Source organism: Halorhodospira sp. 9622, from assembly GCF_022228025.1.
Classification (GTDB): domain Bacteria; phylum Pseudomonadota; class Gammaproteobacteria; order Nitrococcales; family Halorhodospiraceae; genus Halorhodospira; species Halorhodospira halophila_A.
Map to the genome: position 1 here is coordinate 1 of NZ_JAJNRE010000043.1, position 10144 is coordinate 10144.

Sequence of the window (10144 nt, forward strand, 5' to 3'; positions counted from 1 at the left end):
GCCACGGGTAGCGGCTCGTTGTACCTGTGCACGATTACCATCGCCGAGATCGAGTACGGCCTTTGCGCCATGCCTGATGGGCAACGCCGCGAAGACCTGCGTGAGCGCTTCGACACCTTCATCCATACGGCGTTCGCACAGCGCATCCTGGGTTTCGATCAACGGGCCGCTCGCCACTACGGGCGCATCATGGCGACGTGGCGACGGGAGGGCCGGCCACTGTCGGCCCCGGATGGGCAGATCGCTGCCGTGGCCCGCAGCCGCGGTCTGGCGGTTGCCACCCGCAACGAGCCGGATTTCGCGGGAATCGGCGTAGAGATCCTCAATCCTTGGCGGCTGGATAGCTCTCCCTAAGAAAGACCTCACCCTTGACGGTGCGGCCTCGATCGGCCAAAGCGCGCAGCTGTACGTGGCCTCCAGTCGCGCAGCGCCTGGCCGAAGTGGCCGCGTGGAGGTCGCGCCCGTGGGCCCAGCTGTCTCTGCGCAACAGTTTGTCGTGAGCCTCGAGGGCCTGCCGTGCAGGGTCGCTTCTCTTTCGCATGCTCGGTCGCACTATGGGTCGGTACGCAATTCGCAAGTCCTGACACCGAGGAACTCGGCCGCCGCTCGGAGGGGGGCATCGAAGGTCAACAGGGGCAGGTTGTGTGCCTCAGCGCAGGCCAGATGCAGGGCGTCCAGCGTCCTCAGGCTGGTCCGTCGAGCCAGGAGCCAGTGCATGGCTCGATCGTACAGGCTTGGGTTGAGTTCAAGCACGCGAAAACGTCCCTCGTGGAGGTCCTCGTGAAAAGCCGATTCGACCCGGTTGGCCTGAGCCTCCGTGAGTTCCTCCATGCGCACCCAGCGGGCCAGTGCCGAGGCAACCTCCACGCGTGTGAGGTGGCTGATCGCCACCGGTCGGGGTTGAGCCATGAAAAGCCGCTCAACGACAGCGCTTGCAGGCTCCTGCCGGTAATAGGGCAGGATTGCGCTGGTGTCGGCGTACAGCATCAATAACGCTCGGCGTCACGGAGCGCGCGTATGGCCTGGGCAGGCCCTTCGTGCGCAGGCGGGAGTTCCTGTCGTAGGTCCGCGCGTGAGCGGAATCCGTCAAAGGTCTCCTCGGGCCGGGTCATCCGGGCGATGGGGTGGCCGCGGCGCAGAATGCACACCTCCTGCCCTTGCTGAACCTCTTTGAGGATCTGTGCGAGGTTCGTACGAGCCTGGCGAACGTTCACCTCCTTCATGGATTTCTATGCCTCCTGGGTGTGTACTTGCAGTGTGTACACAAGCGCCGAAGGGTGCAAGCTTGCGGCAGCGTGATCGCTCCCCTGACGACGCTGACTGCTGGGGTAGCGAGCTCAGTTTATGACAGTGTGGCCTGGTTATCCCCCGGGATCCGCTCTTCCGCCCACCCCATACCGATGCGCTCTTGCTCCAGCCGCAGGGGGCCGGCCTCCGCGTCTCCGGCCTGCAACTCGGCGAGGGTGGCCGCCTCCTCGTGGGTGAGCCGCTCCGGGGGCGCGGCACTGGCGGCGCCGCGCGGGTCGGGGACGCACAGGTGCCGGTGGGCCGCCAGGGTCGCACGGTCCATAAGCAGCGAGCGAGTGTGCGGCCAGACGCCCCGAAGCCGGTCGAGGATGGCGAAGCCATCGCGGTCCAGGTCCCCCCAGTAGGCGATGGGTACGCGCTCCAGCCAGGGCACCGCGCCGAGGGCATCGACCGCGTAGCCAAGACCCAAAATCGCGGCCGTGCCCGGCACCGGTGGTAGCGCCAGGCCGGTAGCCTGGTTCTCGGTGATCAGCAGTTGGCGCAGCGGCGGCGTATCGGCGGCCAGGTCCAGACGGGCGAGCTCCTCGACGGGTACGGCGAGATCGGTCAGACCGCGGATGGCCAGCTCCGGGTCGAGCAGCCGCAGCCGTATCCGCGTCGGCGCCTGCCGGAGGCCGTAGCGGGCCTCGAAGCCGCGGGCCCCGGTGTAGCGGGTATCCACCGCCTCGGCGGGCAGCACAAGGTCGAGTAGTTCACCGAGGAGCCGGCGCCGGGACTCGATGAACTTGGTATCAACGCCGGGGATGTCGAGCTGGCGCAGGTAGATCTCGGGGCGAGGGTGGTCGCGGAACCAGGCGCAGACGGCGAGCAGCTTTGGCCAGTCCTCCGCGTGCTCCAGAGCAGTCAGCGGCCGCCGGGCGAGCCACGGCAGCAGTTCCGCGGCCTGCTCTGCGGTGGCGCTCGCGACGGCATCGAAGGCGGCCGCCTCGCGGCGTCGCCCCAGAATTTTGAGGGCGTCCTCAGCGCAGGGCACCACCGCTGCGGTGGGCAGCTCCTGCCGGCCGTGTACGCGGTTGCGCTGCGCCTGCCAGCGCAGGTCGTAGCCAAAGCCCCGGCCCTCGCGGCTGCCGCGGCGCAGGCCGTCGGCCCAGTCGGCCACGGCGCCGAGGTCCTCGTTGATCTCATGGGTCCGCGGACGCGTGAGGCTGACCTCCACCGGGAAGGGCTCTGGGGCCTCGGCCGTGGGCACGCGGGCGGCGAGCAGCGTGCCGCGGGACCAGAGCCGCTCCAGCCGCTCACGGACGGCCTCCGGCGTACTCCAGCGCCTCAAGCGGTGCCCTCATCCGCCGCCCGCGCCCGCGCCGCCGGGGTCTCGCTCCGGTCCCCGTGTGCACCGTCCACCTCCCGGCCGGCCCCGGGGTCGGCCTGCTCCGCCCGGTACTCGTCGATGGGGATGTGGCGCAGCTTGGAGTGCGCCCCGTCCGGGGCGCTGACCAGGCCGACGCTGGCGACGTAGGGCTCGATGATGTGGATCTTCTGCAGCGGCGTGACCACCAGAAGCTGCAGCCCCAGGCGCTGGAACAGCTCCAGGCCGAAGCGGGCGGACTCGTCCGAGCCGCGGCCGAAGGCCTCGTCGATGAGCACGAACCGGAACGAGCGCGAGCGCTGCCGCTCCCAGTCGAGCCCGAACTGGTAGGCCAGGCTGGCGGCGAGCACGGTGTAGGCCAGCTTCTCCTTCTGCCCGCCGGACTTGCCCCCGGAGTCGGTGTAGTGCTCGTAGGGGGCGTCGTCCTCGCGCCAGCGCTCCTCCGCCGAGAAGGTGAACCAGTTGCGCACATCGGTGACCTTGCGCCGCCAGCGCCGGTCCGCCTCGGCGGTGCCCTCGCGGCCGCGCAGGCGCTCGATGATGGCACGGATGCGGGCGAAGCGCGCCTCCGACTCTGCCTCGGAGGCCTCGCCGTCGTCGTCCACCCAGCCCTCGACGCAGGAGCGCAGGTCGTTCTGGAAGTCGCGGATCTCGGCATCCTGAGTCGGGTCGGCAAGGAGCTCGATGTAGCGCCCCGGGTTGAAGTCGATGCCGTGCAGCGAGCGGTTGATGGTGCTGATGCGCTCGCGGATGGACTGGCGCTGCCGGTGCAGGTGCGCCTGGAAGTTGGCGATCTCGCGCAGGGTGTTCTCGTTGAGCAGTTCCCGGAAGCGGCGCTCGAAGCGGGGGAGGTCGTCGCTCTTGAGGCCGTCGAGCAGCGCCGCGTACTCGCCGTAGGCCTCGACCCGGGCGTCCATCTCCTGCGCTTCCAGCGGCCACTGGTGGCGGAAGTCGGCCATCGCGCTGACCACCTTGTCCGCCAGGCGCCGCAGGTTGCGCTCCACGTTGTCGATGTGCCGGCTCACCCAGCCGCGCACGGCGCTCTGGGCGTTGGCCAAGCTCTCCACGGTCAGCGACTGCTCCGCCAGCGCCTCCTCGCGGATGCCGTCGAGCAGCGGGAAGGCCTCGCTGCGCTGCGTCTCGGTGGCCGCCTGGTGGCGCTCGCGGGCGCTGGCCAGTGCCTCGGCGGTGCGCTCGCTGCGATCGGCCAGCCGGCTGCGCTCGTCGCGCTCCTTGAGCAGCAGCTGCTCGAGCTCTTGGATGCGGGCCTCGACGCCGTCGCGCTGCTCCTGGAGCGTGCGCAGCCGATCGGAGCTGGCCTGGATGCGCTCGCGCTCCGCCTCCAGGCGCTGGATCTCGGCCTCCACGCTGTGCCAGTCCAGCTCCTGGAAGTCGGCGTAGACCTCGATCTTGTCCAGCGCCCGGATCTGCTCCTGCCAGCTGCGCAGCTCCTGCTCCAGGCGGCTCATCCGGTCCGCCAGCTCTTGCATGCGCGTCTGGTAATCCGCCGCCTGCCGCTCCAGGGCCGCGATCTTGGCCTCGTTGGACCAGCCGAGGATGAAACGCGAGCGGTCGTTGATGCCGTGGCGGTCGTCCTTCTCGTGGCGGTAGCCGCCGCTCTTGATCTGACCGGCGCGCGTCACCGCCCGCTGCTCGCGGCGCAAGGTGTCCAGATCGTCGCAGCAGGCATAGTCGAAGCGCTCGGCGAGTTCGGCCTCCAGCCAGGTGTAGAAGCCCGAGTCCGGCCGGATGGCCAGGGCCCGCACCAGGGAGTGCGGGTGGAGCTCCGGCGACCGCTGCTGGCGCTCCCGCACCCGGTAGTAGACCAGCCGGCCGCGCAGGTGGGTGCGGTCCACCCACTCGGCAACGCGCGGGTAGTCCCGGTCCGGCACCAGCAGCGAGAGACCGAAGTTGTGCAGTAGCCGCTCGGCGGCGCCCTCCCAGTCGCGCGCCTCCTCGTGGACCTGGATAAGTTCGCCGGCGAAGGGCAGCTCGTCCGGGTCCAGGCCGGTCTCCTTGCACAGGTGCTGGCGCAGTTCCAGCATCCGGGCGGGGATGTTGGAGCGCCGGGCGCGCAGGGACTCTAGCTCCTGCTCGAGCTCCTGGTGGCGGCTGCGCAGCTCGCGGAAGCTGACCTCCAGCTCGGTGCGCTCGTTCTGGCGCTCGCTCAGCCGCGCCTCGGCGTCCTCGCGTAGCCCGGCAAGGCGCTGTTGGTTGGCAAGGAAGGTATCGGCCTCGTCGGCCCGGGAGAGGCCGAGGTGCTCGGCGAGGGCGTTGTAGGCGTCGGCATTGCGCCGGCGCCGCTCCGCCTCGCGCTGGTGCTCGCCGATCTGCTGCGCCAGGGCCTCCAGGCGGTCGCCGCCCTGCTCGGCGATGGCCCGCTGGAGCTCCTCGCGCTGGCTGCGCTGGCCGGTGAGGTCTTCGTCGAGGCGGCGGATGCGCTCGTCGTAACGCCGGATGCGGTCATCCAGCCTCTGCCGGCGCTCCTCGAGCAGCCGCGCCTCGATGCCGGCGAACCAAGGCTCCAGGGCCTCGCGCGCCGCGCGCCAGGAGGCGGCCTCCGCGCTGAGGCGATGGTGCTCGTGGGCATCGGCGATGAGCGGCTCCAGGGCCTCGATCTGGGCCCGGGCGCGGATCACCGCCTCGTGGGCGCGGCTGAGATCGTCGAAATGGTGGATGAGGGCGTCTATGCGCTCGTCCACCGGCTCCGGCTCGAGCATGTGGCTGCGCACGAAGTCGGTCAGATTGCCCACCGACTTCATGGACACCGTCTGGCTGAACAGCTCCAGCGCCTGCTCGCCCTCGATGCCGAAGCGCCGGCGGAAGGCGGCCCCGTAGAGCGGGAAGGTGTCGTGTACCTCGATATCTGGCGCCTCGCGCAGGCGCTTGCGCAGGTTCTTGATGTCGTGGCCGAAGTCGGAGAAGTCCCGGGCGATGGTCAGGTCCCGGTCGGCGATCACGTGCATGCGCTCCGGTTGCCCCGAGCCCGAGAGCCAGAAGACCTGGGCCAGGGTCACGCCGTGCCCAAAGCCCTCATTGAAAAAGTAACCGAGGATGACCGAGAAGCTGTGCTCGTCGCGCAGGGACACCGGGCGGGCGCTGCCGCCGGTCTCCTCGCGCTCGGCCTTGTAGTGGCCGAGCACGTAGGAGCGCAGGGAGCGCTCACGGCCCTCGGCACCGGCGGCCTTGTTGTAGGTGATGCGGTGGGCGGGTACCAGCAGCGTCGTGAGCGCGTCCACCAGCGTCGACTTGCCGGAGCCGTTGTCGCCGGTGAGCAGGGCGCTCTCGCCGCCCGGGGCCATGGACCAGACGCGGCCGTCGAAGGTGCCCCAGTTGTAGAGCTCCGCGCGATGCAGCCGGAAGCCGGTGCGCTCGGAAACGGGGGCCAGGTCAAGCTCTTGCAGCTTCATGGGTGGCGTCACCTCGATGCGGGTCAGCGCTCAGGCTCGGGGCTGGTCTCGGCCGGCGCGCCGGGGCTGTCGCCGTGGTCTGGGCCGGAGGTGTTGCCGTCGCCGGCGCCGTCCGAGGCCAGCTCCGAGGGGTCACGCCCCTCGGCGTGGGCCCGGTAGGCGCGCAGGCGCTCCTCGAACTCGCCGAGCCACTGGGCATCCACGAAGGCCTTGAGGATGCGCTGCACCTCGTAGCGCTCTTCGTCGCCGCGCAGCCGGCGCAGGAAGCCGAGCTCCACGACGCGCCGGATATGGCTGTCCATGCGGTCGAGCAGGCGCGCCTCGTTGGCCGTATCGCGCAGGAAGACGCGCATCAGGTCCACGATCTGCTCCCGCGTCAGGATCAGCCGTGTGTCCCCGCCGCCGGCATCGTGCTCAGCGAGTTTTTTGCGCAGCAGCGCGAGCAGGAGGCTGACCGGGTAGCTCAGCTGGCGACGCGGCACCATCCGGGGCAGCTGGCTGTCGTCGTCCTCGTCGCGCGGGCGCTGGCGCAGGTAGGCGTAGCCCTCACCCTCGTCGAGCATCAGCTCCAGGCCGAGGACGCCGACGTAGTCGCGCACCCGGGCCTGAAGGTCAAGCAGGTGCTGCCACCGCTGCGGGGCGCTGTCGCGATGCAGCACCCCCCGCAAGAGGTGGACGAGCAGCTGGGAGAGGCGCTCGTCGCCGGGAGTCGTGCCCCAGGCGCCGACGGAACCGGACGCGGCAGGGGCGTGCCCCTCCAGCGGCTGGGCCGTGTGCGGGCGGGTGGCGGTGTCGGGGTCGTCGTGCTCGGTCATTGGGCTCCTGCGGTTGGGTCGCTGGGGCTGCTGCGGAGGAAGGTGACGGCGGGGACGTGAGCGCAGCGCTGTCGGCCTGTCTCCGGCTCCGTCCAGGTCACCGCCTCGGTGCGAGTCTCGTCCACCACCGCGCGCGCCTCGTCGGTGGCGATGGCGAGGTAGGTGACCAACTCCGCCAGGCCCTGCTCCAGCGGATGCTCGGCGAGGAGTTCGCCGAGCGCCACGCGCCGACGCTCCTGCAGGGCGCGGCGGATGCGCCGACGCAGCCGGTCGCGATCCACGTAAGTCTGCTCGAAGAGCTCGGAGGCGTCCACGTCGGAGCCGTCGGCGGCGACCACCTGGTCGGCGATCTGCGGCCGGAACGGCGGCGTGAACAGCGGCCGTTCCATGGGCAGCTCCACCCGCGGCGAGGCCTCGTCGAGCTCGATGAGCGCCTCCCGGGGCGGCTCGTCGCGCACCGCCACGGCGTGGTGCTCGATCTCCCGGATCAGGTCCATGATCCGGCGGTTCTCCAGCCAGGCCTGGTCGTCGAGGTAGCGCCGCAGCTGATGGGAGAGCTGGGCCACCGTGCGCTGGGTGGTCTCGCCGGCCTCGAGCCAGTCGTAGTGGATGCGGCCGATGCGCGGGTCCGGGTCCAGGGCCTGGACCGTTTCCAGGTGAAGGGCGCGCTCCAGAAGCTCGGTCAGTTCCTCCTGCCGCACTGGGGACATGAGGAAGTCCCAGAAGGCGCGGAAGCTGCGGCCCTGGTCGGAGTCGGCGATGGCGTCCTGCTCGCCGAAGATCTCCTCGAGCAGCTCGCCGCGGCTGCCCTCCCACATGGCGATGCGCTCGCGCACTTGCCGATCCAGATCGCGGAAGTTCTGCTCCACCTGCCGGAAGTCGGCGAGCAGGCCGCGGGCGGTCTGCTCGGCCTGCAGGAAGCGCTCGCGCTGGCGGACCGGGTCCATGAGCGCCACCTCGCCGGCGCGCAGGCGCTCCATCTCGGCGTCGATCTCGGCGCGCTGGCGCTCAAGCTCCTGCAGCCGAGCCTGGGGGTCGGTCTCGGCGCCATGGATGAGTTCGCGCAGCAGGTCGAAGACACTGCGCAGACGCGACTCGGTGGCCACGAACTGCCGCCCCCGCTCGAGCTCGGCGACCCAGTGGATGGCCTTCTCGGTCGCCGGCAGCAGGTCGTAGCAGGGCTCGTCGCTGCCGGTGGGGTAGTAGCGGCGCAGCCAGCCGCGCTCGTCGCCCGCCCACTCGGCCAGGTACTCGCGGGCCGGGCGCGGGTACGGGTCCTCATCCGCGCGATCGCGTAGGGCGTAGAGGTAGTCGTCGAGCTGCGTCTCCAGCTCCGTCTCCGGGATGGCGCGGGCGTTGGGCGCGATGAAGGCCCGGTGTAGGAAGCCGATGACCAGCGGCGCGGTCTCGGCAGCGAGCAGCCGCCAGGCGGGGTGGTTGCGCCTGAGATAGAGGATGTCCGCGTGATCCAGATCGCCCATGCGCGCTCGGCTCCGGCACCGCAGCTATAATCGGCCAGTATCGCGCACCACCCGCGCACCGGGAAAGGAGAGGGTGCCCCCAGAGCCGCGGCGGCTTCGGGGCGGCTGCGCGCCTGTTCAGCGATTCGAGTCAGAAACTGAAGGCGCGCTTCTTCTACCCATCAGCCCGCGCTGCACTTCGTCCTGCGCATCGCTCTCCTGGTGACTACTTGCCATAGTCATTCGCGCGCGCTACCGTTGACGGGCTCCATGACCAGGAGGGGCCATGCGCTCCGAAGAAGTCTCAAAGTCGCAGTTCAAGGCGCGGGCGCTCGAATACTTCCGTCAGGTTGAATCCTCGGGTGAGGCGGTTATCGTGACGGACAAAGGGCGCCCCACGATCGAGGTACGCCGGTACAAGGGCGATCAGCGATCACCGCTTGAGCGCCTGCGTGGCAGCGTCATCGAGTTGGCGGATCCCTTCGAGCCTGTGGGGGAGGAAGACTGGGAAGCGCTCCCTTGATCGTCCTGGATACTCACGCGCTACTGTGGTGGGCAAATGGTGACGACCAGCTCTCACCCCATGCTCTTGCAGCCATTGAGCATGAGATGCAGGCGGATGATGGAGAGGTTCTGATCTCGGCTATCTCTGCCTGGGAGATTGCGCTGCTGGTTGAGAAGGGGCGTCTTACCCTATCGATGACGACCAGCGACTGGTTGGATACGGTTGAGGAAATCGAGGGCGTGCGTTTTATTGCCTTGGACGCTGCCACGGCGGTTGAGTCGACGCGCCTTCCGGGAGAATTCCACAAAGACCCTGCGGATCGGATGATCGTGGCGTTAGCTCGACGCTTCAATGCTGAGCTAATAACAGCGGATGAAAAGATCACAGCGTACCGGCACGTTAAGACGATTTGGTAATAGGCTATGCGGCTGACCAGTGCGGAGCGCAAAGTCATTCTGGATGTGGTGCGCGAGGTGTTCGGTCACGACGTCAAGGTTCGCCTGTTCGGGTCGCGTGTTGATGATAGCGCACGTGGTGGCGACATCGATTTGTTGATCGAGTGCGATGAGCAGGTCCCGAACCGCGCGTCAGCGGCGAGCCGGGTAGCGGCGCTGCTGCAAATGCGGCTCGGTGATCAGCGTATCGATGTCCTGATCCTGGACCCGTCGACCACACGACTACCGGTTCATGACGAGGCCCTTCGAGAAGGAGTGGAGATTTGAGCCGGCACGAAGCGAGCCCTCAGCTGATTTTTTTGCTTGAGACCGTTTATCGGGAGGGCGCACATCTTCACTACACGACGGGCCGATTGCTGCGAGAGCCGGTTGATGTTTCCTGGGTCGAGTCTCTTGAAGACGATCCGGAGCGGGCTGAGCGACTTGATGCCTTTGTGGCGCGTTATGGACGTATGCAGGATACGATCGGCGATCGGCTTATCCCGAGCCTGATGCGAGATATCTTGGAAACGCCTGGCTCTGCGCTGGACAATCTAAACCGGATGGAGAAACTGGGTGTCTTGGCTGCGGTTTCCGATTGGGTCGAGGCTAGGAATTTGCGGAATCGGCTTGTCCATGAGTATATGCGCGATGCCGAAGAATTCGCTTCGGCTGTGAATCGTGCTCGTGAATGCGTGTCACTGCTGATATCGACCTATAACAATATCCTCGAGTATACTGCTGGACAGCTTGAGCCACCTGACGGTTATTCTTGGCCTGACAAATTGGAAATGGATACGTGTAGCGAATAAGTCCCAGCGCCTAAGGATGTAAGCGGCACTTACAATCAGCAGAAAACATGGCGCGCGCAGCGGGCCTTGGCGCTCAACTCGCCGAGTATACGAA

The 10144-nt window shown here is 68.3% G+C and carries 11 protein-coding genes; 5 read left to right on the forward strand and 6 right to left on the reverse strand.

Annotation, left to right across the window (positions count from 1 at the left end):
• The coding region (locus LRG07_RS13020; RefSeq protein ID WP_238642610.1) for a type II toxin-antitoxin system VapC family toxin at nucleotides 1–354 on the forward strand (354 nt) is incomplete at its 5' end.
• A 198-nt stretch (nucleotides 355–552) separates the two neighbouring features.
• On the opposite strand, the gene LRG07_RS13025 is transcribed toward LRG07_RS13020, so the two are convergent.
• The 6 genes from LRG07_RS13025 to LRG07_RS13050 all read right to left on the reverse strand — a co-directional run bounded on the left by LRG07_RS13025 (nucleotide 553) and on the right by LRG07_RS13050 (nucleotide 8320).
• Nucleotides 553–987 (reverse strand): type II toxin-antitoxin system VapC family toxin, encoded by a 435-nt coding sequence (locus LRG07_RS13025; protein ID WP_238642611.1) that lies wholly within the window; start codon nucleotides 985–987, stop codon nucleotides 553–555.
• Nucleotides 987–1223 (reverse strand): type II toxin-antitoxin system Phd/YefM family antitoxin, encoded by a 237-nt coding sequence (locus tag LRG07_RS13030; RefSeq protein ID WP_238642612.1) that lies wholly within the window; start codon nucleotides 1221–1223, stop codon nucleotides 987–989. The genes LRG07_RS13025 and LRG07_RS13030 overlap by 1 nt, the downstream gene beginning before the upstream one ends.
• A gap of 119 nt (nucleotides 1224–1342) precedes the next feature.
• Nucleotides 1343–2578: a DUF3322 domain-containing protein gene (locus LRG07_RS13035; RefSeq protein WP_238642613.1), complete on the reverse strand. Its 1236-nt coding sequence runs from the start codon at nucleotides 2576–2578 to the stop codon at nucleotides 1343–1345.
• Entirely contained in the window at nucleotides 2575–6024 is a 3450-nt protein-coding gene (locus tag LRG07_RS13040) for an ATP-binding protein (protein WP_238642614.1), read from the reverse strand. Before LRG07_RS13040 ends, LRG07_RS13035 begins: the two co-directional genes overlap by 4 nt.
• 23 nt (nucleotides 6025–6047) lie before the next feature.
• Nucleotides 6048–6839, reverse strand: a complete 792-nt coding sequence (locus tag LRG07_RS13045) for a DUF4194 domain-containing protein (RefSeq protein WP_238642615.1) — start codon at nucleotides 6837–6839, stop codon at nucleotides 6048–6050.
• Nucleotides 6836–8320 carry a DUF3375 domain-containing protein gene (locus LRG07_RS13050; RefSeq protein WP_238642616.1) on the reverse strand — a complete coding sequence of 495 codons (1485 nt, stop codon included), beginning with the start codon at nucleotides 8318–8320 and terminating at the stop codon, nucleotides 6836–6838. The genes LRG07_RS13045 and LRG07_RS13050 overlap by 4 nt, the downstream gene beginning before the upstream one ends.
• A gap of 265 nt (nucleotides 8321–8585) precedes the next feature.
• Here LRG07_RS13050 and LRG07_RS13055 point away from each other — a divergent pair, with 265 nt between their 5' ends.
• From LRG07_RS13055 to LRG07_RS13070, 4 genes are read left to right on the forward strand one after another with little or no spacing between them, the layout of a single operon-like run.
• Nucleotides 8586–8822 carry a type II toxin-antitoxin system Phd/YefM family antitoxin gene (locus LRG07_RS13055; protein WP_201173616.1) on the forward strand — a complete coding sequence of 79 codons (237 nt, stop codon included), beginning with the start codon at nucleotides 8586–8588 and terminating at the stop codon, nucleotides 8820–8822.
• Nucleotides 8819–9220, forward strand: a complete 402-nt coding sequence (locus LRG07_RS13060) for a type II toxin-antitoxin system VapC family toxin (protein WP_201173618.1) — start codon at nucleotides 8819–8821, stop codon at nucleotides 9218–9220. The genes LRG07_RS13055 and LRG07_RS13060 overlap by 4 nt, the downstream gene beginning before the upstream one ends.
• A 6-nt stretch (nucleotides 9221–9226) precedes the next feature.
• Nucleotides 9227–9526, forward strand: a complete 300-nt coding sequence (locus LRG07_RS13065) for a nucleotidyltransferase domain-containing protein (protein ID WP_201173620.1) — start codon at nucleotides 9227–9229, stop codon at nucleotides 9524–9526.
• Nucleotides 9523–10050, forward strand: coding sequence for a hypothetical protein (locus LRG07_RS13070; protein ID WP_238642617.1), 528 nt, complete (start codon nucleotides 9523–9525; stop codon nucleotides 10048–10050). Before LRG07_RS13065 ends, LRG07_RS13070 begins: the two co-directional genes overlap by 4 nt.
• Nucleotides 10051–10144: the final 94 nt, after the last annotated feature.

What these genes read in the sequence shown, in the direction of transcription:
- LRG07_RS13030 (WP_238642612.1), bottom strand. Translation starts at nt 1,223, where the DNA reads ATGAAGGAGGTGAACGTTCGCCAGGCTCGTACGAACCTCGCACAGATC.
- LRG07_RS13025 (WP_238642611.1), bottom strand. Translation starts at nt 987, where the DNA reads ATGCTGTACGCCGACACCAGCGCAATCCTGCCCTATTACCGGCAGGAG.
- LRG07_RS13055 (WP_201173616.1), top strand. Translation starts at nt 8,586, where the DNA reads ATGCGCTCCGAAGAAGTCTCAAAGTCGCAGTTCAAGGCGCGGGCGCTC.
- LRG07_RS13040 (WP_238642614.1), bottom strand. Translation starts at nt 6,024, where the DNA reads ATGAAGCTGCAAGAGCTTGACCTGGCCCCCGTTTCCGAGCGCACCGGC.
- LRG07_RS13065 (WP_201173620.1), top strand. Translation starts at nt 9,227, where the DNA reads ATGCGGCTGACCAGTGCGGAGCGCAAAGTCATTCTGGATGTGGTGCGC.
- LRG07_RS13045 (WP_238642615.1), bottom strand. Translation starts at nt 6,839, where the DNA reads ATGACCGAGCACGACGACCCCGACACCGCCACCCGCCCGCACACGGCC.
- LRG07_RS13050 (WP_238642616.1), bottom strand. Translation starts at nt 8,320, where the DNA reads ATGGGCGATCTGGATCACGCGGACATCCTCTATCTCAGGCGCAACCAC.